Source organism: Mesorhizobium sp. M0491, assembly GCF_040321265.1.
Taxonomy (GTDB): domain Bacteria; phylum Pseudomonadota; class Alphaproteobacteria; order Rhizobiales; family Rhizobiaceae; genus Mesorhizobium.
In genome coordinates, this window is sequence record NZ_JAMYRE010000011.1 from 119082 (window position 1) to 143840 (window position 24759).

36 protein-coding genes and 1 tRNA gene are annotated in these 24759 nt (G+C 63.3%); 18 read left to right on the top strand and 19 right to left on the bottom strand.

Annotated elements, in window-relative coordinates; all coding sequences use genetic code 11:
- Positions 1-279 precede the first annotated feature (279 nt).
- From NKI69_RS16210 to NKI69_RS16225, 4 genes are all read right to left on the bottom strand, one after another.
- A complete protein-coding gene (locus tag NKI69_RS16210; protein WP_245273300.1) occupies positions 280-981 on the bottom strand; it encodes a terminase large subunit domain-containing protein in 702 nt (233 codons plus the stop codon).
- Entirely contained in the window at positions 902-1324 is a 423-nt protein-coding gene (locus NKI69_RS16215; RefSeq protein WP_352722004.1) for a hypothetical protein, read from the bottom strand. Before NKI69_RS16215 ends, NKI69_RS16210 begins: the two co-directional genes overlap by 80 nt.
- Entirely contained in the window at positions 1317-1733 is a 417-nt protein-coding gene (locus tag NKI69_RS16220) for a hypothetical protein (RefSeq protein WP_023813810.1), read from the bottom strand. Before NKI69_RS16220 ends, NKI69_RS16215 begins: the two co-directional genes overlap by 8 nt.
- 172 nt (positions 1734-1905) lie before the next feature.
- Complete coding sequence (locus NKI69_RS16225; protein WP_023813811.1) at positions 1906-2103, bottom strand: hypothetical protein; 198 nt, start codon at positions 2101-2103, stop codon at positions 1906-1908.
- A gap of 347 nt (positions 2104-2450) precedes the next feature.
- Here NKI69_RS16225 and NKI69_RS16230 point away from each other — a divergent pair, with 347 nt between their 5' ends.
- Positions 2451-2720 carry a hypothetical protein gene (locus NKI69_RS16230; protein WP_023813812.1) on the top strand — a complete coding sequence of 90 codons (270 nt, stop codon included), beginning with the start codon at positions 2451-2453 and terminating at the stop codon, positions 2718-2720.
- Positions 2721-2793: 73 nt separating this feature from the next.
- A complete protein-coding gene (locus NKI69_RS16235) occupies positions 2794-3099 on the top strand; it encodes a hypothetical protein (RefSeq protein ID WP_023813813.1) in 306 nt (101 codons plus the stop codon).
- A gap of 14 nt (positions 3100-3113) precedes the next feature.
- Here NKI69_RS16235 and NKI69_RS16240 read toward each other — a convergent pair whose 3' ends face one another.
- Positions 3114-3542 (bottom strand): DoxX family protein, encoded by a 429-nt coding sequence (locus tag NKI69_RS16240; RefSeq protein WP_352722007.1) that lies wholly within the window; start codon positions 3540-3542, stop codon positions 3114-3116.
- A 92-nt stretch (positions 3543-3634) separates the two neighbouring features.
- Between NKI69_RS16240 and NKI69_RS16245 the strand changes: the two genes are divergently transcribed.
- The 5 genes from NKI69_RS16245 (at position 3635) to NKI69_RS16265 (ending at position 5764) form a co-directional block, all read left to right on the top strand.
- The gene (locus tag NKI69_RS16245) at positions 3635-3796 is read left to right on the top strand and encodes a hypothetical protein (protein WP_023813815.1); all 162 of its coding nucleotides are present in this window, start codon (positions 3635-3637) and stop codon (positions 3794-3796) included.
- Positions 3797-4285: 489 nt separating this feature from the next.
- A complete protein-coding gene (locus NKI69_RS16250) occupies positions 4286-4465 on the top strand; it encodes a DUF3606 domain-containing protein (RefSeq protein ID WP_023813816.1) in 180 nt (59 codons plus the stop codon).
- Between the two features lie 263 nt (positions 4466-4728).
- On the top strand, positions 4729-5172 hold the full coding sequence (locus tag NKI69_RS16255; protein WP_023813817.1) for a GFA family protein: 444 nt from the start codon (positions 4729-4731) through the stop codon (positions 5170-5172).
- A gap of 95 nt (positions 5173-5267) precedes the next feature.
- A complete protein-coding gene (locus NKI69_RS16260) occupies positions 5268-5504 on the top strand; it encodes a DUF982 domain-containing protein (RefSeq protein ID WP_023813818.1) in 237 nt (78 codons plus the stop codon).
- Positions 5505-5518: 14 nt separating this feature from the next.
- Positions 5519-5764, top strand: a complete 246-nt coding sequence (locus NKI69_RS16265) for a DUF982 domain-containing protein (protein ID WP_023813819.1) — start codon at positions 5519-5521, stop codon at positions 5762-5764.
- 90 nt (positions 5765-5854) lie between these two features.
- On the opposite strand, the gene NKI69_RS16270 is transcribed toward NKI69_RS16265, so the two are convergent.
- Together NKI69_RS16270 and NKI69_RS16275 are read right to left on the bottom strand one after the other, a co-directional pair.
- Positions 5855-5989 carry a hypothetical protein gene (locus NKI69_RS16270; RefSeq protein WP_023813820.1) on the bottom strand — a complete coding sequence of 45 codons (135 nt, stop codon included), beginning with the start codon at positions 5987-5989 and terminating at the stop codon, positions 5855-5857.
- Between the two features lie 91 nt (positions 5990-6080).
- Positions 6081-6389 (bottom strand): hypothetical protein, encoded by a 309-nt coding sequence (locus NKI69_RS16275; protein ID WP_023813821.1) that lies wholly within the window; start codon positions 6387-6389, stop codon positions 6081-6083.
- A 146-nt stretch (positions 6390-6535) separates the two neighbouring features.
- On the opposite strand from NKI69_RS16275, the gene NKI69_RS16280 reads away from it, so the two are divergent.
- Positions 6536-7474 carry an alpha/beta fold hydrolase gene (locus NKI69_RS16280; protein WP_023813822.1) on the top strand — a complete coding sequence of 313 codons (939 nt, stop codon included), beginning with the start codon at positions 6536-6538 and terminating at the stop codon, positions 7472-7474.
- Here NKI69_RS16280 and NKI69_RS16285 read toward each other — a convergent pair.
- Together NKI69_RS16285 and NKI69_RS16290 are read right to left on the bottom strand one after the other, a co-directional pair.
- Complete coding sequence (locus tag NKI69_RS16285) at positions 7454-8002, bottom strand: MgtC/SapB family protein (protein WP_023813823.1); 549 nt, start codon at positions 8000-8002, stop codon at positions 7454-7456. The two genes, NKI69_RS16280 and NKI69_RS16285, sit on opposite strands and share 21 nt — an antisense overlap.
- A 140-nt stretch (positions 8003-8142) precedes the next feature.
- Positions 8143-9210: a PAS domain S-box protein gene (locus NKI69_RS16290; RefSeq protein WP_023813824.1), complete on the bottom strand. Its 1068-nt coding sequence runs from the start codon at positions 9208-9210 to the stop codon at positions 8143-8145.
- Positions 9211-9409: 199 nt separating this feature from the next.
- Here NKI69_RS16290 and NKI69_RS16295 point away from each other — a divergent pair, with 199 nt between their 5' ends.
- From NKI69_RS16295 to NKI69_RS16315, 5 genes are all read left to right on the top strand, one after another.
- Positions 9410-9886, top strand: a complete 477-nt coding sequence (locus NKI69_RS16295; RefSeq protein WP_023813825.1) for a pyridoxamine 5'-phosphate oxidase family protein — start codon at positions 9410-9412, stop codon at positions 9884-9886.
- A 375-nt stretch (positions 9887-10261) separates the two neighbouring features.
- On the top strand, positions 10262-10555 hold the full coding sequence (locus NKI69_RS16300; RefSeq protein WP_127297320.1) for a hypothetical protein: 294 nt from the start codon (positions 10262-10264) through the stop codon (positions 10553-10555).
- A gap of 83 nt (positions 10556-10638) precedes the next feature.
- Positions 10639-10712 (top strand) — tRNA-Gln (locus tag NKI69_RS16305).
- A 316-nt stretch (positions 10713-11028) separates the two neighbouring features.
- Complete coding sequence (locus tag NKI69_RS16310; RefSeq protein ID WP_127297322.1) at positions 11029-11214, top strand: hypothetical protein; 186 nt, start codon at positions 11029-11031, stop codon at positions 11212-11214.
- A gap of 198 nt (positions 11215-11412) precedes the next feature.
- On the top strand, positions 11413-11619 hold the full coding sequence (locus tag NKI69_RS16315; RefSeq protein ID WP_013530768.1) for a hypothetical protein: 207 nt from the start codon (positions 11413-11415) through the stop codon (positions 11617-11619).
- A gap of 92 nt (positions 11620-11711) precedes the next feature.
- Here NKI69_RS16315 and NKI69_RS16320 read toward each other — a convergent pair whose 3' ends face one another.
- Positions 11712-11954: a hypothetical protein gene (locus NKI69_RS16320; RefSeq protein ID WP_023813828.1), complete on the bottom strand. Its 243-nt coding sequence runs from the start codon at positions 11952-11954 to the stop codon at positions 11712-11714.
- 281 nt (positions 11955-12235) lie between these two features.
- Between NKI69_RS16320 and NKI69_RS16325 the strand changes: the two genes are divergently transcribed.
- Positions 12236-12553 (top strand): hypothetical protein, encoded by a 318-nt coding sequence (locus NKI69_RS16325; protein ID WP_352722011.1) that lies wholly within the window; start codon positions 12236-12238, stop codon positions 12551-12553.
- A 103-nt stretch (positions 12554-12656) separates the two neighbouring features.
- Here the strand turns inward: NKI69_RS16325 and NKI69_RS16330 are convergent, their stop codons facing one another.
- The gene (locus NKI69_RS16330; RefSeq protein ID WP_352554522.1) at positions 12657-13526 is read right to left on the bottom strand and encodes an SDR family oxidoreductase; all 870 of its coding nucleotides are present in this window, start codon (positions 13524-13526) and stop codon (positions 12657-12659) included.
- A gap of 103 nt (positions 13527-13629) precedes the next feature.
- Between NKI69_RS16330 and NKI69_RS16335 the strand changes: the two genes are divergently transcribed.
- From NKI69_RS16335 to NKI69_RS16345, 3 genes are all read left to right on the top strand, one after another.
- Positions 13630-14520: a LysR family transcriptional regulator gene (locus tag NKI69_RS16335; protein WP_023813832.1), complete on the top strand. Its 891-nt coding sequence runs from the start codon at positions 13630-13632 to the stop codon at positions 14518-14520.
- A 422-nt stretch (positions 14521-14942) separates the two neighbouring features.
- Entirely contained in the window at positions 14943-15188 is a 246-nt protein-coding gene (locus NKI69_RS16340; protein WP_023813833.1) for a DUF982 domain-containing protein, read from the top strand.
- Positions 15189-15258: 70 nt separating this feature from the next.
- Positions 15259-16260: an aldo/keto reductase gene (locus tag NKI69_RS16345; protein WP_352722014.1), complete on the top strand. Its 1002-nt coding sequence runs from the start codon at positions 15259-15261 to the stop codon at positions 16258-16260.
- 56 nt (positions 16261-16316) lie between these two features.
- Here NKI69_RS16345 and NKI69_RS16350 read toward each other — a convergent pair whose 3' ends face one another.
- From NKI69_RS16350 to NKI69_RS16380, 7 genes are all read right to left on the bottom strand, one after another.
- The gene (locus NKI69_RS16350) at positions 16317-16805 is read right to left on the bottom strand and encodes a GNAT family N-acetyltransferase (RefSeq protein ID WP_352722016.1); all 489 of its coding nucleotides are present in this window, start codon (positions 16803-16805) and stop codon (positions 16317-16319) included.
- 108 nt (positions 16806-16913) lie between these two features.
- Complete coding sequence (locus NKI69_RS16355) at positions 16914-17585, bottom strand: glutathione S-transferase family protein (RefSeq protein WP_352722018.1); 672 nt, start codon at positions 17583-17585, stop codon at positions 16914-16916.
- 147 nt (positions 17586-17732) lie between these two features.
- A complete protein-coding gene (locus NKI69_RS16360) occupies positions 17733-19718 on the bottom strand; it encodes an AI-2E family transporter (RefSeq protein WP_352554526.1) in 1986 nt (661 codons plus the stop codon).
- Positions 19719-19871: 153 nt separating this feature from the next.
- Positions 19872-20960 (bottom strand): D-alanine--D-alanine ligase family protein, encoded by a 1089-nt coding sequence (locus NKI69_RS16365; protein ID WP_023813839.1) that lies wholly within the window; start codon positions 20958-20960, stop codon positions 19872-19874.
- A gap of 25 nt (positions 20961-20985) precedes the next feature.
- Positions 20986-21603, bottom strand: coding sequence for a cysteine peptidase family C39 domain-containing protein (locus NKI69_RS16370; RefSeq protein WP_031213761.1), 618 nt, complete (start codon positions 21601-21603; stop codon positions 20986-20988).
- Positions 21604-21698: 95 nt separating this feature from the next.
- The gene (locus NKI69_RS16375; protein ID WP_023813841.1) at positions 21699-22214 is read right to left on the bottom strand and encodes a hypothetical protein; all 516 of its coding nucleotides are present in this window, start codon (positions 22212-22214) and stop codon (positions 21699-21701) included.
- A 190-nt stretch (positions 22215-22404) separates the two neighbouring features.
- Positions 22405-22833, bottom strand: a complete 429-nt coding sequence (locus NKI69_RS16380; protein ID WP_023813842.1) for a VOC family protein — start codon at positions 22831-22833, stop codon at positions 22405-22407.
- Between the two features lie 330 nt (positions 22834-23163).
- On the opposite strand from NKI69_RS16380, the gene NKI69_RS16385 reads away from it, so the two are divergent.
- Positions 23164-23466, top strand: coding sequence for a hypothetical protein (locus NKI69_RS16385; protein ID WP_245273301.1), 303 nt, complete (start codon positions 23164-23166; stop codon positions 23464-23466).
- Here the strand turns inward: NKI69_RS16385 and NKI69_RS16390 are convergent.
- Complete coding sequence (locus NKI69_RS16390; RefSeq protein WP_031213765.1) at positions 23443-24642, bottom strand: aminotransferase-like domain-containing protein; 1200 nt, start codon at positions 24640-24642, stop codon at positions 23443-23445. The two genes, NKI69_RS16385 and NKI69_RS16390, sit on opposite strands and share 24 nt — an antisense overlap.
- Positions 24643-24759: the final 117 nt, after the last annotated feature.

A 24759-nucleotide genomic window follows, 5' to 3' on the forward strand; every position in this document is an offset into this window, starting at 1 on the left:
ATCCGCATAGCAATCGTTGTGGCCATTGCCGCGACCGCGTCGGCATGCCAATCGAACGTTCCGTATGATACGAGTAAGAAAACCTGCAAGATGTACGCCAATTCTTCAGGGTTCCAACGCGAAGTTTGTATCCCGGACACACCAAATAAAGTATGCAATGTCTGGTACAACCAGATTACGGGTGATGAAAGGATATGGTGCCAACCGCTAACCCGGAAAGCAACCGATCCCAAGGCCCGCGCCAGACAGCTTGCGGGCAGCAAATACCCTTGAACGTCTTCATCCGCTGCCTTTGGCCATCCCCTCCACTTGCGACGCCGACAGAAACAACAGCACCACATCCGACATCCCAAGCAGCGGCGTGAACGTCACGATGGTGATGCCGCCCGTCGCATTGGTGCGGGTCAGGCCTTCGGAATAGATGTCGAGCGGCGGTTCCTCGTCGAACCAGACGCCGTGCAAAGTCTCGCCCTGCCATTTCTCGCGGCCCTTCTCGAAACTCTTGAACGACAGCACCGATTCATCGGCCTGCACGTCGCCGCCGCCACCCCAGCGCACCACGACGCTGTCCAGCGCGCCCGGTGCGCCGCGGCCCATGAAGGTCTGCACAATGGCGTCGGCCGGGATCATGCCCGTGCCCCAGGCCGCCTGCTGCTGCGGCGGACCGACCAGCACACGCTGCGGATTGTCACGCGTGCCTTCGCCGGTGACGCCGGCCGCCCACAGCCGAACGGCCGTGTCGAAAACCTTGCCTTGCCACCACTGGGGATAACGGCCGGTCAGGTGCATGGCCCATTCGGCGCCCCCTGCCCTGGTCTTGCCGAGCTGGTTGCCGGCCATGAACAGGCGCTCGCGGTTCTGCGCGCCTGCAGCGTGAAACTCGGCCTGGCGTTCATACGGTCTATAGGCCGCCAATTGATTGGTCCGGCGCCGTCTGTCCAGTTCGGCCAGCAGCGCCAGATATTCCATCTTCACGGACATCACCGGGTTCTTCGAGGAACGGTTTGACGATCGTCTCGAGGGCGCGGATGCGGCTGCGGATTTCGTCATCGCTCAGGCTGTCCATTTGGTTGATCTTGGCATCGAAATCCTTGGGCAGCACCGACAGCACGATCTTCAGATACTGGTCCGGCTTGTCGGCTCGCACCTGGGCGATCACGCCGGCGCCATAGGCGCGGAAATCAGCCCGCACGGCAGCCAGGAAATCGTCGCCCAGTGTCTTCTTGGCGCGCTTGCGGCGCGGCTTTTGCGCGGCCGGTTTGGCGGCGGGGTTGCGCTTTGCCGGCTTGCGGCGCGTTGGCCCGGCGGCGGTCTTGTCAGTCACGGACGTCACCACCCACGGCGTTGGCAGCGGGAATGCCGGCCTTCGGCATCGATCCGGCCCGGCTGGCCGGTTTCTTTGAACGAGCGGATTTCTTCCTGGTGCGCTTCTTGGCTCCCTGGACGCGCTTTGGCTTTGCCGCGTCGGCAGGCTTCGCCGCCGGGGCAGGCCTTGCCAGACCGGCCCGCGCCCTGAGACGCGCCATGACCAGACCGACAAGGTGCCCGGCGATGCCGGCCTGCGAGAACCCGAACTCGCCAGCGTCGTCCCGCACCATGCCGATCTTTATGCCGGGCGCGACCTCCTCGAGACGCCCCAGGCGTGGCTGCGGCGCAATGCCTTCGAATTCGCCGATCGCGCTGACGATTTCCTGGCCGTCAGCATCGGTGATGATGGTGGCGTAGCGGGTCATGGGTGTCTCTCGGATTGCGAAATGAGTCATCGGGCGAAGGATGGCATTCCTTGGCGCCCCCTCTGTCCTGCCGACATGTCTAGCCCAGCAACAAAAAAACCCGCCTCAGGGGCGGGTCGTTGGCGCAACTCAGCACCATGGACAAAAATGTAGCATAGCTGCACTCACCCCGTCAACCGTTTTCTGAGAAAAAATTCCTAATTCGGTCAAACCCGCCGGCCGCATCCCGCACCATGCCGATCTTTACGCTGGGCGCGACCTGCTCGACACGCCCCAGGCCTGGCTGCGGCGCAGCACCTTCGAATTCGCCGATGGCGCTGACGATTTCCTGGCCGTCAGCATCGGTGATGATGGTGGCGTAGCGGGTCATGAGTGTCTCTCGGATTGCGAAATGAGTCATCGGGCGAAGGATGGCATTCCTTGGGGCCCCCCTCTGTCCTGCCGACATGTCTAGCCCAGAAACAAAAAACCCGCCTCGGCGGCGGGTCGTCGGCGCAACTCAGCACCATGGACAAAAATGTAGCATAGCTGCACTCACCCCGTCAACCGTTTTCTGAGAAAAAATTCCTAGATCGATCGCAATTCCGGCCTGACCGACGCTGGCAAAGCGCGTAAAACCCTCCTTTTTCCGGCGGCTGGTCACAAGCCGGCAGGTGTGAAATCATTCGTCGAAGCTCATGGAATGATTCCCGTCGCACGGCCTTGTGGGAGAGGACGATGGACAGACCAGCCATGGCATCCGTGTTCAGGATGCGGCATGCACCAGCCATGGTTTCCGGCGTGCGCAGCACCGGCCAGGGTCAGGCGGATCCGGTCATCCGCGTGCGTTCGCTGGGCGAAGCCATCCGTTTCGTCGCCAACGCCTACCCCCAATACGACATCGGCGCCGTCGCCATCAGCTGTGGGGATGTTTCGATCGGCAGCCTCGGCAGCCTGGAGGTCAAGGCGCTGTGGCGCGAATATGGCGAACGGCTGACGCAGGAATAGGCGTTCGCCCGCAGCCTTTCTGGAGCGGAAATGCCGCTCGCGCGTTTCAACCCCAGTCACGGGAGCAATCGCCATGAATGTCGCCAACCTGCAACTCGAAGGCCTGTTGATGGCCGTCGCCTCGATCAACCGCCTCCTGGTTCAAAAGGGGGTGCTGACGGCGGAGGAAATCGACCTGGCCTTGCGCAAGACCGAGGCAGGCGAAACCAACCAGGAGCGGTCCGAAGGCATGTCCGCGTCCAGCCGCGACGCCGTCAACTTTCCGATCCGGCTGCTGGAACTCGCCAACCAGTGCCAGCCGGAGGCGGAGATGCCGTCTTTTTCGAAGCTGGCCCGCATGGTCGGCAAGATAAAGGAACCCTACAACGACCAGCTGTGAGGGGGTGTCTCGCCTTAAGCCCTGCCCGGCCATCCCGAATTGAGCGAAAGCACCTTGCCCGGTCCATGCACGGCCGCAAACAGCAGTCCGGCCAGGAACGAAAAATGGTCGACGAAGAAGCCGAACTCGGCCTGGTTGCCGGCCCAGTGGCTGGGTCCGTGGAAGGCCAGGGCGAGGAACAGCACATAGGCGGCGGCGACAAGGGCCGCCTGCGAGAAGAAGGCGCCGGTCAGGAAGCACAGCACCAGCGCGACTTCCAGGATCGCCGCGCACCAGGCCAGGAACAGCGGAAACGGAAAGCCGGCGGCGGCGATATAGCCGGCGGTGGCGTCCATGCCCATGAACTTGAAGGTCACGGCCATCAGGAAGACGCCGGCGAAGATCAGCCGGGCGATGAGAAGGGCCGTGGTCTGCCACGGCGATTGAGTGATTTGCGACGACATGCTCGTTCTCCAGCTTTGCAGATTGCTCGCTCCTAGGACGCGCGACGGGCGCCAGGTCCGACACGCCAGGCCAATTTTTCTCGACAGGGCGCTTGCCGCGGTCGAAGGAGGCTTCGAAGCCTCGCACCGCGCCAGCAAAGAGCGATTTTCGGTTTGCCGCCCTGCTCCGCAAGGTCCAGGCCGCCGGCTGGGACCGCGGGCAGGCCGCCTCGGCGCTCATGTATCTCGCCGCGATGCGGCTGAAGCCGGCCTGACGACACGCCGGCCCGAACGGCTTTCCGGCGCATCGCGCGATTGAAACTTGTTGGTAATCACGGAAGTGCTATCGTTAGTCGGGGCTAATGCACCGGCGTGCCGGCGCAGCGATTTTGGGTGGGCTGAAATTTGCGTACAAGCGTCAGGTTTGGGGCAATATCTCATGGCGTGCGGTCGGCGCCGCTGGAGTGCAGCGGCTGCGGTGGCGCTGGCCAGGTCTTCGAATGCCCGCGCTGGACGAGTTCCAACGGCCATTGCTGCCCCGCCGGCACGCACCGGCGCGGCTGCCCCGGCCTCAGCGCTGCATGCTCCGAATGTGACGGCGACCACGCTTCCGGCGCCGACCTCATGCGGCCATCGGCCTGATACAGGCCGGTTGCAGCCTGGCCATGTCGTCTGGTGGAACCGGCGGCGCCAATCTGTGTTATGTCGTGTTGATCGCGGGCGCCGAAGGCTGCGCGTCCCGACAACAGAAAGCGAGGCCTGAGATGGCTGACGACAAGTCGAAGACGAAGCAGGACCGCAAGCAGGTCTCGAGTGAAGAGCCCTACGAGGTTGCCGCCTTTGCCCGCAAATACGGCATTCCGCCAAGCGAGGCACAGACCATCATCAAGCGCTACGGACCCTCGCGCAAGAAGCTCGACGCCCATATGGCGGCCCGCGGCTAGCGCATGTCGCCCACAAGTGGATCTCGGTTTTGGGAGAACGACATGCATGAAGCGGGTCGTCTGAACTCGTTCGGGCGCGGCGCGCTTTAGGCCCGAAACCATTTCGCCTGGACGGCGTTGAAGATGCTGCGGGCCGTGTCAACCGGGCCTGGTGGTACGGTGAACAGGATGTCTTTTTCCCGGTTTCTCATCCTGGCCAACGAAACGGCAGACGAGCATCTGTCCCACCCGGCCCGCAGCGCCACGCATTGAGGGAGGTCGTCATGTCCGACACCATACGCAGGACCGGCAGCTGCCTGTGCGGCGGCGTGCAGTTCGAGGTTCACGGCCCGCCGTTGCGCGTTGGCCTGTGCCACTGCAAGGATTGCCGCAAGGCCGGCGGTTCGGTCTATTCGGCCTTTGCCATCTGGCCGCGCGAGGCCTTCGAGACGACCGGCCTCGTCAGCTCCTATGGCACGCGCAGCTTTTGCCCGACCTGCGGCGGCCGCGTCGCCTGGGTCGACGACAACGAGGCCGAGGTGGCGATCGGCAGCCTCGACATCGCGCCGACCGATCTCGTGCCCGAATATGAACTGTGGACCTCCAGGCGCGAGACCTGGCTGCACGCTCTGTCCGGCACCGAACAGTTCGAGCACGACCGCCCAGCGCAGCACAACGCCGAAGCGCCGACGCCGAGATCGCTGTCGGACATCGACGCTGAGATTTGATCTCCGGGGAAGGGAACCCTGCCCTGCCGCCGACGTTACCGGATGCCTCTCACGCATGTCGCCCCGGCGACTTGCGGCAATCATGGAGACAACCGTTGAACGACAAGATGTTTCCCCGCCCGATCAGGCTGAAATTCGCGCCTGAGCGCGAGCGCATCATCCGCAGCGCCTGGGAAGGCCTGGAATGCCTCGGCGACTGGCCGGCTGGCCAGGGACGGCGCTACCGGGCGGCGTTGCGCAGTTGCCGCGATGCGCTGGATGGCTGGACGCCGGCGGAAAAAGCGATGCGGGCGATGATCGACGCCGCGCGCGAAGCAAAACTCCTCCAGTAGTTGGAACAGGGGCCATGCCTGATCTCATTTTGCCCACCCCGATGCGGATCAAGCCGCATGGGTCGGATACGATCCGCGACGTCGCCACGCTCAAGGATGCCAGCGAAATCCTGATCGACTGGCCGCAGGCCAAGCGCGGGCCGTTCTACCAGGCGGCGCGCGAGAAGGTCGAAGCCGCCCTGGAAACCAAGATAGGTGCTGCCGAGGCACAGGAAGCGTTCGCAGCGCTCTGCAGCCACTCCGGCGTTTTGGTGCGATAGCGGTTTCAATAGAAGGCAGGCGGGGCATCGTGCCTCGCCTGCTTCGTGCAAATCGGTCCTGATCACTCCGTATCCGAATAATCGATCCGATTATTCCGCCGGAAGCTCGCCCTGTACGATCGGGTGAGAGGTTTCGAAGCCAAAACTCTTTGGCGCCAGCAGAATCAAGGCAATCACGATCGCTATCGAGGCAAGCAACGTGGCAGTGGCTGCAATATCTCTCACGATAATCTCTCCAAATTTCAAGTCGTGAGAAAAACGCTCCCAAGATAACGAGGTTCCATTAGCTTGCGCGATAATACCAACGAGCCGGCGTTTATTGTTTCGGCGGCTGGGGCGGCACTTCACCAGGCTTGATCACCGGCGTCTTGCCTTCGTCGGGAGCGGGCGCCGCCATGCCCTGGTCGCCCGTCGGGGGTGGTTTCAGCACGCCGCCGCAGTCGTTGAGCTTCGCGGTCAAATTGCCGTCATCGGCCTGCTGTTCAGGCTGCTGTTTTGCCCCTTGCTCGGTCTGAGCCCTGCATTTGTCGGCCTGCAGCGCCTGGCTGTCGTTCTGCTGCTGGGCCGCGGCCGGCACTGCCAGCGCCAGCATGAGGCCTAGTGGCATGATAGCGAGAGTTCTCATCACTGCCTCCTTCTTTTCTTTCACGGCCGCCCGCGGCGACCTTCCCTTCACAGGGACAACGCCTGTCGAAGAAAAAGGTTGGCCGCCTCGCCGGCGGCATTGCAACCAAACCCGTTTGCCGGCCGTTGCGCGTGCCGGAGGCGGTCATGTTCGAAGGTTTTCAAAGCACGGAAATCGACATTGGCGATGCCGGCATATACTGCCTGCGTGCCGGCGGCGGCCCACCGCTGCTGTTGCTGCACGGCTTTCCGCAAACGCATCTGATGTGGCGCGACATCGCCCCCGCTCTGGCCAGCCGGTTCAGCGTCGTCTGCGCCGACCTGCGCGGCTATGGCCGCAGTTCCTGTCCGACGTCCACTCCGGACCACGCACCCTATGCCAAGCGTGCCATGGCCGCCGATATGAGGAGGCTGATGGAGAAGCTGGGTTTCAGCAGCTTCATGGTCGCCGGTCATGATCGCGGCGGGCGTGTCGCCTACCGCATGGCGCTCGATCATCGGGACAGCATCGACAGGCTCGCCGTTCTCGACATCGTGCCGACCGCCGATGCCTGGGACCGGGCCGACGCCAGGCTGGCGCTGGGCTATTGGCCATGGTCGCTGCTGGCGCAGCCTGAGCCGTTGCCGGAAAAGATCCTGTCCGGCGCCGCCGAGGCGATCGTCGACAATGCGCTCAACGGCTGGGGCTCGCCGCCATCGGCGTTTCCAGCCGAAGTGCGTCAGGCCTATATCGAGGCCTTGCGCGCGCCTGCCCACGCCCACGCCATCTGCGAGGAATATCGGGCGGCAGCCACGCTCGACCGCGAGCACGACCATGCCGACAAGGCAGCCGGCCGGCGCATCCGCTGCCCGCTGCTGGCGCTATGGAGCGGTCAGGGCGCCTTAGCGGATTGGTATGCCGGCGAAGGCGGGCCGCTGGCGCTGTGGCGCGGCTGGGCCGACGATGTGCGTGGCCAGGCGATGCCGGGCGGGCACTTCTTTCCCGAAGAGAATCCGGCGCGCACGGCCGATCTGCTGGCCGGCTTCTTCGGTGAAACCAGTCACGGCATTTCCCGGCGATCGGAATTACCTTCGCTCTTCCTTTGATCGGGCCGAAGCCCCCTCCTTCTCCGCCTTTGCTTGACTGCCTTCATCACCGGCGGCAAGGCCGGGTCCGCGTTCGAACCGGCGCAGAAAGCCGGCAACGACCAGCACGATCAGCGTGCCGAACCCGGCCACTTGCCAAAGACCCAGTCCGCAGGCGACGCCGATCGCGCCCGCCAGCCACATGCCGGCGCCGGTCGTCAGCCCATGCACCTCGCCGCGCGAAAACATGATCGAGCCGGCGGCGAGGAAAGCGACGCCGGCGGTCACCGCCTCGACCACCCGGATCGGATCGACCTTGACCGATTCCCCCGCGAACATCGGCGCGTGCACGATCTCGACCGTCAGGATGCCGAAGGTGGCGGCGGCGACGCAGACGAGAATATGCGTGCGAAGTCCGGCCGGGCGATTGCGCCATTCGCGTTCGAAACCGATGACCGCGCCATAGAGCGTCGCCAGCAACAGCCGCGCCGCGATGACCGGAAACGAGGTGTAGGTGGAATGGCCGAATTCCTCGACGAGCTGTTCCATGATGTCCCCTCCGAAAGCGTGACGCCACAACGCGGCCGCCGGGTCACGGTTCCTGAATCCACCGCCAGGTGCGGCAAGGATGCGGCCGCTTTTGAAAACGCATCTGCCAAAGGGAGGTTGATGGAACCAGACCTCAAGGCTCAGGAAGTCTCGGTTTCGGGCAGGTCGGCGCCGAGCTCCGGAACGATGATCGAGTCCAGGGGCGCCGTCAGGGACCATTTGAGATGGCCCGGGCTGCGATCCAGCACCGCCAAGCCGTTCAGCGATTGCGGCGCGACCCGTTGCAGGACGACGGTGCCGAAACCCTTGCGCGTGCTTTCGTCTTGCCGCCCCCCGGGCCGCTCTCCTTCACGCACCGGCATCGTCTCGTCCCAAACCAGATGGATTTCCCGCTTGTCCGAAACGCCTTCAACGATCCGCCAGGTGATCTCGAGCCGCCCGGCCTCGCTCGCCAGCGCGCCATATTTTGAAGAGTTGGTGCCGAGCTCATGAAATGCCATGCCGAGATTTTGCACGGCATTCGGCTGCAAGGTCAAAAGCGGTCCGGACAGCGATACCCGCGCCTCGTGGCCGAACGGCTTGAGCTGCTCCTGGGCGAGGTCGAAGAGGCTGGCGCCGGCCCATTCCGAGTTCACCAGCAGATCGTGCGACCGCGACAGCGCCATGATGCGGGAGCGGATCAACTCCTCGAACTCGCGCGGATCGGTCGAGCGTTTGCTGGTCTCCCGGATCATCGAGAGGATCACCGCGAACTGGTTCTTGACGCGATGGTTCACCTCGCGGAGCAAAAGCCTGATCCGGCGCTCGCTCTCCTTGCTGGCGGTGATGTCGCGGGCGATCTTCGAGGCGCCGATGATCTCGCCGGACGCGTTCCTGATCGGCGAAATGGTCAGCGACACGGCGATGAGGCCGCCGTCCTTGCGTCGGCGGATCGTCTCATAGCTTGCCAGCAGTTCGCCTTTGCGGACCCGGCTGATGATGTCGGTCTCTTCATCCTTGAGATGATCGGGGATGAGCATGAGCACGGACCGGCCGACGGCCTCTTCGACGGTGTAGCCGAACATGCGTTGCGCCGCCGCGTTCCAACTGGTGATGATGCTGTTCAAATCCTTGCTGACGATGGCGTCGAAGGACGAATCGACAATCGCCGCCAGCCGCGCATCGGCGGTAATGGCGATCAAGGCATCAAAGCCCGCCAAATCTGTCACTGTCGACCCCTTCTCCCTCATGCGCGGATTGCGCGCATGGCCACCAATGCGCCGCGGTGGGTTTTGGTTGCAATCGCCTCCCAACATTCCTCCCAGGAACAGTCCGGGCAGTTCATGACTGGACCTTGCACTGGAACCTTGCGCGCTTGCGCGAGTTGCACCCGACACCCCCATGGATGGCTCAATAAGGAGGCACACGATGAGCGACGGCGATCTCGACCGGGTCTGGAAGCTGATGGACAGGATCGGTTTCTGTATGCTGGCCACCCGCGAAGGCGATGACATCCGCTCGCGACCCATGGCGGCGCATGTGGTGCGCGACGAAAACGCAATCTACTTCCTCACCGATGTCGACAGCCATAAGGACGACGAGATCGAAGCCGAGCCCAATGTCGGTCTCGCCTTCGCCGATTCAGGCGGCCAGAAATATGTTTCCGTCAGCGGTCTGGCGGCGGTTTCGAACGACCGCGCCAAGATCAGGGAGTTGTGGTCGACCCCGGCCAAGGCCTGGTGGGACAGTGCCGATGACCCTTCGATCCGCGTGCTTAAAGTGACGCCGAAAGATGCCCAGTATTGGGACAGTCCCGGCACCGTGGTCAGCTATGTGAAGATGCTGGCGGCAACGGTCAGCGACAGCCGCCCGGAAATCGGTAACACCGGCAAGGTCAGGATGTAGCCGGACGGCGTCGAGGACCTCAGGCAGATGTGCGAATGCCGGTGGGGCGCAGCGAATATCGCCGGTGCGGCACACCGGTGCCGATCAGTCCGGCTTGGGAGGGTCAGGGGCATTCGGTGCTGGATCGGCGTCGGCATCCCTTTGCGGACAGTCCTCGTAGCTGTGGTCGCGGCCGCCGCAAAAAGAACAGCACATGGCCTCGCGATCCCCGTTTCCGGGCCGCCATTGCGGGGTTTCGTAGGGCTTCCTGCCATCCATCCCCAGCAATGCACGACGGACCATTTGGTTGCGCCGCTACAGACGGCCACCCGGCGGTTGCGGAACCACCCGCCGGGATGCGAGTTTCGGCCAATACATCCATTCGAGGGAACAGCCATGCCGATGCGCCGAATTGCCTTGATGACGGCAGCGATCCTGCTGGCCGCGACCGGCCTCGCCGAAGCCAGGCCGGATACCCGCACGATGAGTTGCGACCAACTCCGGCGACTGCTCCAAAGTCACCATGCCGTGGTGCTGACCACCGGCCCCAACACCTATGACCGCTATGTCAGGCAGTTCGGCAACGAATGCGACTGGCCGGAGGTGCCGATGTCGGCCTATGTCCCGACCCGTGACGGCAGCTGCCCCGTCTACCGCTGCGAGGAACCTGTCACCAACTTTCCGGACTGATACCGCGCCTCCAGTCGGCTTTGCCGCCGCATTGCGTTGATCCCGGCGCGGGAACCGGCTAGGGGTGGGGGCAACTTGCATTTTCCCGCTTCGTCTAATGGTAGGACAGCGCCCTTTGAAGGCGTGAATCGTGGTTCGAGCCCATGAGCGGGAACCAGCAAGCAACCAGCGTTCGGCTGGTTCGAAGCTGCGTGCAGGACTGGCCAGCCGGCTTCAGCGTATTAGCGCGCGCTTGTATTTCGCTCGAAGCAGGATCATCATCCTGGCCGACAGTGGATCGAAGGGGTGGAGCGACATGGAACTGAGTTGCTTTGACGGGGGCGTCCTTGCATCGGCGATGTCCCTGAACATCACGGCGGTTTTCATGATATTGGCCGCATTTGCCGCATTTCGGCTGGTTGCAATGTCGGGTGCTGTCGACCAACTCCAGACGGCGTAGCCCGCAGAGAACCTCCCGTGCAGGAGAACGGCATATGGCCGCGAGAAAGGTGATAGCCGTCAAGGACTGGTCCTGCGGCATGAGCGACGAGCTTGGCCGCATCGTCCTGACCATCAACCCGACCGAGGGTGAGCCCATCCTGGTTTTGATGACAATTTTCCAGGCGGCAAGGATGGCCGGTGAATTGCGGGCCCCGAAACTCGTCTCCATACCTCGGTGAGGCAGCGCCCCCGGGCAAAGCGATCAAGCTCGCCGGGGCAGCCCCAACGCCCTCCCCGGCGAGCCCTGTTGCTCCGTTACGATGAACAATGGAGCAATTACTGCGTTACGGATCCGGGCGCCGTTAAGTTGCATCTGGCCTCCTGAAACCATTTCGCGGACCCCGCGTTGACCACCGGGCCGACACAGGAGACATCTCATGACCGTCAACTGCCGCATATCGATCGACAACCGGCCGGAGGCCACGGACGCCGTTTTCCAGGCGGTTCCCCGGATCGGAGAAAGCGTTGCGCTGTCGATCGACGGAACCACGCAGGATCTGCGGGTATCGCGCGTCGTGCACGTCACCAATGGCAGCCTGGAAGGTGCCGCGATCGTCGTCGAAGTGACGACCAACATCCTCTGAATCGAGAGTTATCGTCCGCTACGCTGGCCGGCGCCGCGCGGCGACCGCCGACCGTTGCGGGGACCAGAGCGGCTCACGCGCGGTGAACCGCTCTACTCCTTGCCGCCGTCGGAAATGCCATTGCCGTCGGCGGTTGGCAGGATGCCGAAGTCTTGCGACTTCGCCCCTTGCTCCGCCGTCAGGAAGCCATCCGCGGCAAGACCGCGTCGCAGCAATTCCCTGACGGCGGCCGAACGGCTCGGCATGCGCTTGTCGAAGCGCCAGTTTTCCAGCGCCGCCAGTTCGTCTGACGTCAGCATGATCTGCAACCGTTCCGGGCGTTCCAGTTCAGTCATCGCGCTTCCCTCGCTCACGACCATGAATACGTCGAATGAGTATTCAACTCATTTACCTCATAGTTAGGAAACCGCTCCTAGCGCGTCAAGACCTCGCGATGTGTGAACCGCTTCTCGTGCTCATGATGAGCCTGACGGGTATTCGGCGTAAGGCGCACACTTGCATAACTATGCTAACTGGTTGATTTATTTGGGTATTATTTAATTCGTGACTTGCCAAGGCGAAGTCTTTGCCGCATTGTGCGATCTGAACAGAAAACCGTTCCCTTCGGGAGGTTTCGATGCGGTATGATTACTCGGCGCGACTGCGCGATGACGTCCGTTCAGCGGTCCAGATCGCCTTCAGGAAGACCGGCATCGTCAGCATCACGGCGGTGGCGGAGCATGTAAGGGTCAGGAATCTGGCCGAAAACGTCGCCCTCGAGGACGTCGAATACCTTGTCTTCCAGGCAGCCCAGTTGATTGGCGCCGCAATTGAATTCGACGGGCTCACCAATTTCGACGGCGTAGCTGGTCTGTTCGTGGATGGGCTCGGTGGCGACGGTGGCGAGCACGTGATCGCCCAACTCGACAGGCCTGGTCCGGCAACCCTGCAGTAGGGCAGTTCCGGCTGAACGCGCATTTGTCCCGTGCCAGTCAGGGGGCCTCCTCAAAAGGCCGCCCTGCTGTTTCTGTACCCTGATGATGATGAGAGCTGTTCCGTCAGGCGGAGCCGGCGATTTGTGAGGCGAAGTCCCGATAGGGACGCAGCGGGCGGCCCAGAAGCGCGGTCAGGCGCTCGACGTCGCCGGCGTCGGGCAGCATGCCGTCGGTCAGGAACCGCTCGCCCATCAAGCGCATGTCGTACGCCATCCAGGCAGGCAGGAACTGCTTGAGATTCTGCTCGAAACCTTCGGTATCGTCGCCGCCGTAGCTGATCGGGCGTGCGAGCACGTCGGACCAGATGGCCGCGATATCCGTCCCGGTCAGTGTCTGCGGACCGACGAGATTGATCCGCTCCAGCGCAAGCGGCTCTGCGGATCGTTCCCGACGCAGCAGCTCGAGAGCGGCGATTTCGGCGATATCACGCACGTCGATCATGGCGAGCCCCTTGGTGCCGATCGGCATTGTGTAGGTGCCGTAGCCGGTGATGACGTCTTCGATCATCAGGTCGTTCTGGATGAAGTAGGCCGGGCGCAGGATCGTAGCCTGGAAGCCCATCTGCTCGATCATTCGCTCGACGCCGAATTTGCCGGCGAAATGCGGCACGTTCACATAGACGTCCGCATGGATCACCGAGAGATAGACGATCCGCTCGATGCCCGCCGATCGGGCGACGTTCAGCGCGACCAAAGCCTGGGTGAATTCGTCCGGCACCACGGCGTTCAAGAGGAACAGGGTGGAAACGCCGGACATGGCTTTGCGCAGCGAATCGACATCGAGAAAGTCGCCGTGCGCGACCGATACGCCCGCCGGGAAGCTGGCTTTCGACGGATCGCGGACGAGAGCACGGACATCGGCGCCGCGCTTGACGAGGTGCTCGACGACTTGGCGGCCAACATTGCCTGTGGCGCCGGTAACGAGGATGGTCATGGAATTTCTCCTGTTGGGTTGCTTGACAGGCCCAATATGTGTGGCTCACAAACAGTCAAACAGGCCGAAATTTTAGACGTACCGTCTCACTGGTGGAACACTCATGGATCTTCTGGCCCTGACCGATTTCAACCTCGTTGCCCGCCATGGGGGTTTCGGCAAAGCGGCAAGGGCCACCGGCCGGCCCAAGGCAACGCTGTCCCGGCGGGTTGGAGACTTGGAGAGCAGCCTTGACCTGCGCCTGTTTGAACGGGGTGCGCGCAACCTGAAGCTCACCGAGGAAGGGCGAGCACTCTTCGAGCGGACGGGGACCTTGCTCGCCGAGCTGGACGAGACGGCCGCCGAGATCGCCTCGGGCGGCCAAAGACCCAAGGGCAGGCTGCGGATCAGCGCACCTCTGCATTTTTCTCAGACCGCGATGGGAAGGATCGCCGCGGGATTTACCCTCAAGCATCCCGAGGTGAGGCTTGAGGTCACGACGGAGGACAGGGCTGTCGACATGATCGAGGAAGGTTACGACCTGGTGATCCGGGTCAACCCGAAACCCGACGAAAGCCTGGTCGGACGGGCGTTTCTCCGCGACCGCCTGGTCGTTGTGGCGAGCCCGGACCTTCCTCGTACGACCGGTGGGCAGGCCGCTCCTGGCGTTGCACGCGGCACAGGCGAACGCCAGACATGGCACGTAAAGGACCATGGTGGCCGCTCGACGATTGCGGTCGAGCCTGTCCTTGCTCTGTCGACGCTGATCATGGTGCGGGATGCGGTGCGGGCCGGCGTCGGTGTTGGACGTCTCCCAATTTCCCTGGTGAGCCACGATTTGGCTGACGGCACCCTGGTGAATTGGGGGGACATCGATGGCCCGGAGATCGCTCTTTGGACGCTCTACCCCTCCCGGCGGCTGCTCAGCGCGCGCGTGTCGGCGTTCCTGGATTTTCTGAAACAGGCCTTCCCGAATGGGACGCCGGACGAACTGGCCGCCTATATCGGCAGGTGATGCCCGGCCGCTTTCGCCGGCAAGAACCTTTATTTTCCGCGGAAAGATTTCCGGCGGAACAAGTTGGGGCGACGAAAATTACCTGTCACCCTTACAAGAGGAGGACGTCGTGAAAGGCTTGCGCAGTCTCCTTGCCGAACTGTCAGCCAGCTGGCTCAAGCGCCGCAAGGCGCAGGCGCCCACTGTCGTGAACACAGTCAAACCCCGCCCCGCCCATCAGGCGCCGCGGCAACGTGCCGCCCACAAACCCAAAACACCGTCCACCCGCGACGTCTCCTCGAACATGTGAGCCGCGCGGACAAGATGGGTCGCCCAATGCCATTGGGAGGTATCGGCAACTCTCACACCGGATTGATTGGCATCGACGAAACCTTTGAGCGGCCATAGGCGTTTATCGCTTCAGCCCTATCGAGGTGGTTCCAATGCAAACGGCATGGTTCTCGAAGCCTGTGGCGGTTTCGGTCGGCGTCACCGGTTCCATCCACCATCTGTCCAACACACAGCAGGCCATTGATTTGCTCACCACACATTGGCGTGACGCAGGCAGCCCGAAGCATCAGTCCGCGCTGCGCGCCTGCCGGCGGGCAACGAGCGGCGATGTCGCCCCCGACGTCGCCAGGGCGGCGCTCGTCGAGGCCGCGCGTGAAGCCCACATCCTGATCGAATAGAGTGTCGATTGATCGGCCAATGTCGATGCGGCTGCTATAGTCGCGGCATCCCCTCCTTGGAGACCCCACCATGACCCTGAACACACGCAAGCTCGGCAGCCAAGGGCTGCAGGTCTCGGCCATCGGCCTCGGCTGCATGGGCATGAGCCAGTCCTACGGCCCGGCCGACGAGGCCGAATCCATCGCCACGCTGCACCGTGCCATCGAACTCGGCTGCACCTTCCTCGACACCGCCGAGGTCTATGGCCCTTACGACAACGAAGCCCTGCTTGGCCGGGCGCTGACGGGCAAGCGCGACCAGGTGACGATCGCCACCAAATTCGGCTTTCGCATCGAAAACGGCAAGCAGGTCGGAACCGACAGCCGGCCCGAGCACATTCGAGAGGTCGTGGAAGCCTCGCTCGGCCGCCTCGGAACCGACCATATCGACCTCCTCTACCAGCACCGCGTCGACCCGGCGGTGCCGATGGAGGATGTCGCGGGCGCCGTCGGCGAGATGATCGCGCAAGGCAAGGTGCGCTTCTTCGGCCTGTCGGAGGCGGGTGCGGCCAACATCCGCCGGGCGCATGCCGTGCATCCGGTGTCGGCCGTGCAGAGCGAGTATTCGCTGTGGGAGCGCAATCTGGAGCCGGAGATCATCCCGCTGCTTGGCGAACTCGGCATCGGCCTGGTGCCGTTCTCGCCGCTCGGCCGAGGTTTTCTCACCGGCCAGGTCAAGCGCGCGGAAGACTATCCCGACGGCGATTATCGCCGCAACGACCCGCGCTACCAGGGCGAAAACTACGACGCCAATGTCGAGGCGGCCGCCAAGGTGAGCGACATCGCCGCTGCGCGCGGCGTCAAGCCCGGCCAGGTCGCGCTGGCCTGGCTGCTGGCGAAGGGCGACGGTTTTGGCATCGACATCGCGCCGATCCCCGGCACCAAGCGCAGAAAATACCTGGAAGAGAACGTCGCCGCCGCCGCCATCAAACTCGATGCCGCCGAGATGGCCGCGCTCGACGCAGCGCTTGCGCCGGGAAAAGTCTCCGGCCCGCGCTACACCGAGCGGGGCATGGCGATGGTCGACCGGTAGGGACGCCCTGCTCCAGCGTCCGCGACGGTCTCGCCAAGGTCGTTTCGATAGACCAGCTACCAAAAACCCAGGCGCTTCCGATAGCAGTGGGTTTCCACGGTGAACCTGCCGGCGGCATTGTCCGGCAGCCAAAGTGCGTCTTCGAAGCTGCGGCTCAAGCGCCACCCTTCGCGGGCATAAAATCTCTGCGCGCGGAGATTTCCCGCCGTGCAGAAAAGCTCGGCCTCCGCCACGCCCTGCTCGGACAGGAGATGCTCGGCATGCGACAGCAGATCGCGGGCGGTTCCGCTTCCCCGTGCTTGCGGGCTTACATAGAGTTTGACCAGCTCCGCCCCGTTGATGGAGACGAAGCCAAGCAGTTCATCGGCTGCCGCCACATGGAAGGCATCGGTGGATTGCTCCAGCCACAGCGAAAAATGCGCGGGCGTTCGGTACGCCAGGATTTCGGCCGGAACCAGATGCGCATGGGCATCATGCCAGCCCTGATGCCACAGTTGCACGATCGCCGGCCGGTCGGCTTCTTGGGCTGGGCGAATTTCAAGCATTCCTCACCGCCTGCAAAAGTCTGGGATCTGCCGCGCCAGGGTCATTTGCCGCTTCCGGCATTTCCAAGAATTACAATCCGCTGCATCATCCCTGGCTTTGCGAACATCTCAGAGCGTTCGCGCCCCATGCCTGTCCAGCGTGCTCGGGGCGTTGACCGCGAATTGCGCAGCGAAAGCCCTGATGTAAGCGGGCCGAGCTTCACCGCGCGCTACATACGCAGCAAGGTTTTGATATTCGTCCAAAATGCCCGACATTCTTAGTCGCAGCAGCACCGATACCATCAACAGATCGCCCGCGCTGAATGCATCGTCGAGCCACTCGGCGGCGCTCAGGCGAGCCGAGAGCCTGTCGAGACAGGCGCGAACACGATCCTTCACCAATGGCAAACGCTCCTCGCTCCAGGGCTTGTCAGCTTCGAATATCTTTGCCGTCGTTAATTCGAGGATCGGCGGCTCGACTGTGTTAAGTGCGGCAAACATCCAGGTGATCGCACGCGCGCGGGCATCGCGATCGCCGGGCAGCAGGCCCGCGTGCTGCTCGGCAAGATGAAGGATGATCGAGCCGGTCTCGAACAGTGAGAGAGAACCCTCCTCATAGGTGGGGATCTGGCCAAAGGGCTGGAGTGCCAGATGGCCAGGCGCCTTCATCTCCGCGAACGAAACAAACCGAACCTCATAAGGCTGCCCTGCTTCTTCGAGCGCCCAGCGAACGCGCGTATCGCGCGCCAGTCCCTTGCCGCGATCGGGCGATCGCTTAAATGCCGTGATGGTGATTGTCATCGCATCGTTCCTGATTGGGTGAATTCTTCGGCTCCCTATCGTGAAGACGAATGGGCCTCCCGGAAATCGACATCGGTCTGAACTATTTTCCGCAATTCGTGCCTGGCTTGTCGACCCCGACACTGCCGAAGAAGGCGAAGGCAGGGCCTAACCCGCCGCTGCCGCCGTGACCTTCTTGGACGCGGCCCGCTGTCGCCGCATGCGCCGTTTGGCGACAAGCTTGAGCGCGACCGGCGGCTCGTTTGACAGCGCGCCCAGCACGGCGTCGACCATGCCATGCGCCACGAAATCCGCGTTCATGTCACGGGCCAGTTTGTCGGCCGTCTCCTTGTCCTCAGCAGCGGCCTCCGACCAGAACACGATTCCCACCCGAAGTGCGGCCTTCGCGCGCTTCAGCCGGCGAACCAGGAAACGGGCGTGCTTGACGGAATCCCGGTTCAGGAATCCGACCACGACGGTGTCGACGGTTTCGAGCTCAAGGCGGCGAATGCTGGCGGGCTCCATATCCGCAAAGCCGGCTTTCGATACCGTCGCGCCCTGAACCTCCAGCACCTGCGCCAGCATCGCGGCGGCGGCGTCGTCGAGCTCGCCACGCCCACCGGCGCAAAGCACGGACATATCCGTGCCATCGGGCAGGTCGGTCTCGTCTTCCCCGTTGGGATCGCCATCGTCGCTCGCCTCTGCAGCCACGGGCGGCTCCTCCTCCTCGCCTGCCTCCTCCTGCGCGCTGTCGTCGAGATTGGCTACCAGCATCAGGGCACTGGCCGCCACCTGCCGCCTTTGCAAATCGCCCATGACGCCGCGCACACGGTCCTGTTCGCCCAGCAGAAGCGCCGGAATGGCAACCTTGTCATAGAATTCGACCAGATATTTCTCCTCCAGCATCTCCTCGGCATGATCGGTGGCTTCTTCCGGATCGCCGGCCAGCAGCCGCTGGTACAGGCGCGCATGGGGTTCGAGCACGGGCTCGTTGCCGAACAGCACGTCGAGGAATTCAAACTGCGGCACGTGCCGGCCCAGCACCACCAGGCAGACGGTGAGCGGTGTCGACAGGATCAGCCCGAGCGGCCCCCAAAGCCACGTCCAGAAAATCGCCGCGACGATGATCGCCAGCGGCGACAGTCCTGTCCGCGAACCGTAGAGCCAGGGTTCGATGACATTGCCGGTGATCAGCTCCATCACCACGAACAGGGCGGCCGTCCACAGCACGAGCGACCAGCCCGGCGCAACGGCCAGCGCCAGGAACAGCGGCAAAAGCATGCCTATGATCGGGCCGATATAGGGCACGAAACGCAGCGCCAGCGCCAGCAGCCCCCACAGCAGCGCATTGGGAATACCGAGGACCCAGAGCCCGATCGCGATCGGTACGGCGTAGACGATGTTGACGACCAATTGCATCAAGAGATAGCGGCCCACCCGCTTGGCGGCATCCTGAAGCGCCTCGGTGGTCCGGTGGAGGTCGCCATAGCCGACAAGCCGGATGAAGCGGTCGCGCAGATCCTCCCGCTCGAGCAGCATGAAGATGACGACGACAATGATCAGCCCGGCCGAGCCAAGCGGGCTGATCAGCGGCCCGACGATGTTCTGCAGAACCTGGAGCGGCCTTTCGCGCGCGACGATCTCGACCGGCACCGGCTCGCGCGGCGGCTTTTCCGGGGTGGCAGCCGGCAGCGAGGGGTCCTGCCTGTCGATCTCCTGGCCGACCCGCTCGACCACCTTGCTCAGTCTGGCAAGGATCCCGCCCCCCACCCCGGTTTCCTTGAGCGAGCGGATCTTGGTCAGGATGTTGGTCTGGTAGACCGGGATGTTCTGCGCCAGTTCGCTGACCTGCGTGGCGACGACGAAGGAGAACAGGCCAAGGGCCGCGAAAGCGCCGAGCACGCTGGCAATGACGGCGGCAATCCGGGGGATACCGACCTTTTTAAGAGCTGAGACAAGCGGCGCCAGGGCGAAGGTCAGCAGCAGCGCGATCGCGATCGGCAGGAAAACCTCGCGCCCGAAATACAGTGCCGCCACTGTCGTGACGATGGCCGCCACATTGGGCAATGAGGTTCGCGGATGAAGCGCGGCCGCTGAAAGGGCGTCGCCCGGCCCATCAGCCGGAGACGCCGTGCCGTTTCGACGATTGGCCACGTGATGCCTCCCTGCCAAATGCCATGATCGGGCATATAGAGCCGACGTGCAACTTTAGCCAACGGTGAAATACACCTCACTCAACAGGCAATGATCCGGCCCGCGTCGGCCGCTCTCAACGCGCGGAATGGAAGTCAGGCTCGCTCGTTCGGATCAGCGCGCCGCATGCCTGGCCAGCGCGTGCTCGATCAGCACGTCGATGGTTTGGCTGTAGCCGATGCCTGATGCCGCCAGCGCCTTGGCGTACATCGAGATGTCGGTGAATCCGGGAATGGTGTTGACCTCGTTGACGAGCAGGCTGCCATCGGCGCGCAGGAAGAAATCGACGCGCGCCATGGCTTCGCAGCCAAGCGCCTGGAATGCCCGCCGCGCCATATCCCTGGCCTTCTCGGCCACATCGGCCGGGATATCGGCGGGCACCTTGACCAGCGCGCCGTCGGCATCGAGATATTTGGCCTCATAGGTGTAGAAGCCGTGCTTGCCGGCCGGAATGATCTCGCCGGGCAGCGACACCGTCAGCGACCCGTCGGCGCGCTCCAGCACCGAGAACTCGATCTCGCGGCCCTCGACGAATTCCTCGATCAACACTTTGCCGTCGTAGCGGAAAGCCGTGTCGATGGCCTGCTCGAAGCCGTCCCTGTCATTCACCTTGCTGACCCCGAAGGACGAGCCCTGGCGCGCCGGCTTGGCGAAGAACGGCAGGCCGAGCATCCCGGCAATCTCCTGGAAGGAATGCTTGCCGTTTCGATGCACGGTGACGGAGCGGGCAACCGCCAATCCCGCCTCGCGCATCAGCCGCTTGGCGACATCCTTGTCCATGGCGGCGGCCGAGGCGAGGATGCCGCAGCCGACATAGGCGACATCGGCGACCTCGGCATAGCCCTGCACCGAGCCGTCCTCGCCGAACGGCCCGTGCAGCACCGGGAACACGACGTCGATGGGGGGCAGGTCAGGCCGCGTACCATCCGGCGACACGGCAACCAGCCGGCCCTTGCCACCGGGCAGCAGGGCGACCTCTGCAACATACTCGGATACCGGCGCCCCTGCCCCGCCATCGCCGATCGCGGCGGCGCCATCGAGTTGTTGCAGCAGCCACCCGCCGTCTCGCGAAATGGCGATCGGCACGATGTCGTAGCGCGTCCGGTCGATCGCCTTCAGCACATTGGCGGCCGACAGGCGCGACACGTCATGCTCGGCCGAACGCCCGCCATAGAGGATGGCCACTCTTGTCTTACCGGTCATCGAAATCCCTCGACTGTCAAAAAAATCAAATGGCGACGGCAATGCCGCGATTGGCGAAGAAGCGATCGAAATCGGCCGGCGCCAACACTGCGTCTGCCTGTGTGGCGGGGTCATGGCCGGACGGGTTGTGGAAGCGGAAACCCTGGTTGGACGCCGCCGTGACCAGCACCAGATGACCGCCCTTCGAGGGCGGCTCGCGCTCGGGCCAGCGGATCGAACTGCTGACCGACGCGATGAAGAAGCGCGTCCGCCGCATGATCGCCGGAATCTCCGCTGTCGCGATATTGGTCATCACCTCGGCGCGCAGGCCGAAGGCTTCCTTCACGAAGCTGACGAAGGGCGCGTAGATCAGCCCCTTGATCGATCCCCCGTTGACGACATAGCCGCCATATAAGGTGCAGCGCCTGGCAAGCTCGATCGTCGGCACGATCTCGCCGCGGCTGGCCAGGATCATCTTCAGGCACGCCATGCCGCAGATGTTGGCCGCCCAGACCGCATACTCATCGAGGGTTTCCGCGCCCGACCTCCGCCACAGCGGATCGCGCCTGAGCGCAACATCCGCGCCGTCGGCGAGGACGTCCAGCGTCAGGTCGGGCGTCTCCCACTGGCTGAAAAACGGCACGGTTTCAGGCAGCGGGTTCATGCGGTCTCCTCGGGCGGCTGGCTCCCTCTTGTATACGAGGATACGAGATGGATGAAAAGCCGCTTAGGCCCGTTTGGCGAGCCGTGCGCCGCCGCCTACTCGGCCTTCGCCCAACCGAATACCAGCCATGCATATTTCGATTTTTCGTCGGGTTCGACAGTGTAGGTCATCTGCATGTCGCCGTCCTTGGCGTAGATATCCAGCCTGGGCGCCGTCTCCAGCTTGAGCCACGCCGAACTCTTGCTGAAGGACCAGGTTCCGCACCAGACGCAAGGCCCCGACGTCGGATCACCCGGCTGATGAAAATTGTAGCGGCCGTCCGCCGTGATCTCCAGATAGTCGAACGCCCCGTAAAACGCGGTCACCGTCTGCTGGAATTCATTGGCGGCCGCTTCCTGTTCCGGTGTCGGCGCATCCTTCATATCGCGCGGCGGCCGGATGGCCCCACCGTTCAGTTTCCATTTACCGACAAAATCCTTCTGGGTCGGAAGATATTCCTCCTGCGCCTGCGCCGATGAAACATAAGCAAAAGGTGATATACTTGTGAGGCCACCGGCCCCGATCGCAAATAAAAGCGTGGCGGCACAGATCGCCCTTGTTGGGTTTTGCATAAAAAATATATCTCCACGGGGGTAAGGGGAGTTTTATTGAGGATTTTGCAGCGCGCGTTGCTTCGATACCGATTCCCGCTCGCCATTTGCACGGTTAGCATCGTGGCCACCAATCTGGCAACGCAAAGCAGCCTCTCTCTCCAGCATCGCCCCATGCGCCCGCGATCCCGGCCGGCTGAATATCGGCAGCTTAGAAGGTGATCTTCACCGAAGCGGCGCTGCGACTATGGGGGCCGTGATGGACGGCCTCGATGTTGTTGCCATCGGGATCGAGCAGGAAGGCGGCGTAATAGCCGGGGTGATAGGGCCGTTCGCCCGGTGCGCCATTGTCCGTGCCGCCAGCCGCAAGCCCGGCCTTGTAGAAGACATCGACCATGGCGTGATCCCTTGCCTGGAAAGCCAGGTGATGGCGGCCGGTGAGTTTTCCCTGTGCGGCCGGGCTGTCGGCAGTGGAGACAAACAGCTCGTCGGCCCAGAAAAAGTCGGCGCCGCTGCCGCCAATCGGGACATCGAGCGCCTGCAGGACCGCCTCGTAGAAACGCCGGCTGGCCGCAAGGTCCCCGACCACCAGTTGGATGTGGTCGATGAGCCGGCCGCGATGCAATTCCTGGGTTTCCATGAAAACGCCTCCTCGTGTGGGTTCGAATTTAGGTTCGGACAGGGCGTCGTCAATGCGGATACTCCTTCCGTCCAGCAAACAAAAGGCCCGCTGGGAGGGGATCCAGCGGGCCTTTGGAAAGCATGTCTAGCCTTCAGAGGTCTGAGGGGGGATCAGACCTAGTAAGAACCTTTGTTGGCCGCGGAGGTTCCACCCGAACAAAAAAATTGCCGATGGCCGGTCGAAACCGCGGAATTCGAGCGGTGGAGGCGATTTCTTTCGCGAGACCACTCTCAGTTTGGAACTTTCCGCTCGCAACCGGGTTTGGTGGCGCGGTGGGAGGAATTGCGATTGGATTGTTTTCAGAGGCTCGAAGCGCTTGTCGACAGCGCCGGTGTCGACGATATCGAGGAAGCAACCGCTCTGCTGCGCCGGTTCAAGGGCAGGTCGCGCGAGGTCGCGGCAGCCATAGATGAGTTCATGCTCGATTTCATGACGTTGGTCTTCGTCGTCGAAAACGGCGAAGAAGGTTTCGAAAAGCCGGTCCGCAAGCTCGCTCGCACCAGGCTTTCAAAGCTTGAGCGGCTGGTGACTGTAATGGCGGAGGCAAAGCCGGCTTCCGGCGCCGGCCTATCCCTTCAGGATGGCGGCTAGCCTGGGAATGCCTTCGCTCACCGCGCGCCGGTCGGCGAGCGTGAAGGACAGCCGCAGCGTGTTGCGCCCGGTGCCGTCGGCATAAAACGCGCTGCCCGGCACGAAGGCCACCCGCGCCTCCTTGACCGCCCGCGCCAGAAGCTCGGTGGCGTCGGCCCCTTCCGGCAGCGTCACCCAGACGAACATGCCGCCTTCCGGATGGCTCCAGGTCACGCCTTCCGGCATGTGGGCTTCCAGTGCAGAGAGCAGCCCGTCGCGGCGCTCGCGATAGGCGCCGATGAGTTTTTCTACCTGGCCGTCGAACACGGCTTCGGCGACGCGATGCATCACCACCTGGTTGATCGACGGGCTGTGCAGGTCGGAGGCCTGCTTCATCAGCACCAGCTTCTCGACGATTTGGCGCGGCGCGCACACCCAACCGACCCGCATGCCCGGCGACAGGATCTTCGAGAACGAGCCGCAATAGAGCGTGCGCGCCTTGTCGATACCGCCGGACCTGATGCAGTCGAGCGCCAGGATCGGCGGCTCGCCTTCGCCGTCATAGCGCAGCGCGCGATAGGCGGCATCCTCGATGACGGCGATGTCGAGTTCGCCGGCGAGGTCGAGCACCGCCTCGCGCTGCTCACGGTTCAGCGTGTTGCCGGTCGGGTTGGCGAAATCCGGCACCAGATAGGCGAATTTGGCCTTGCCGCCATTTGCAGCCGCCGCCGCGCGATAAGCATCGGGCGTCATGTTGCCGCCGGCCGGGGTCAGGCGGTCGTAGCGAGGCTCATAGGCGTTGAAAGCCTGCAGCGCGCCCAGATAGGTCGGCCACGTCACCAGCGCGGTATCGCCCGGCGACAGGAACAGTTTGCCGAGATAATCCAGCGCCTGCTGCGAGCCGGAGGTGATGAAGATATTGGCCTCGTCACAGGCGACGCCAAGCTTGCCCATCTGCCCGGCGAGCCAGCGCCGCAACGGCAGATAGCCTTCCGAGACCTGGTACTGCAGCGCCGCACCCGCCTCGGCGCCGCCCAGCACCGAAGCATAGGCGTCGCGGATCGCCTCGGCCGGGAACAGCGCCGGGTCGGGAATGCCGCCAGCAAACGAGATGATGTCGGGCTGGTCGAGCAGCTTCAAGAGTTCGCGGATTTCCGACGCTTTCATGCGCGACGAGCGCGAAGCCAACAGATTCATAAGGGTCACGACACGCCTCCCCAGACGCTGCAATATAGGTCAACTTGGCTGACCTATATCAGTCTTTGCCGGCGCTTTGAATAGGGCTGAAAGCCGTCCGCTATGCGCCAGCCGCTG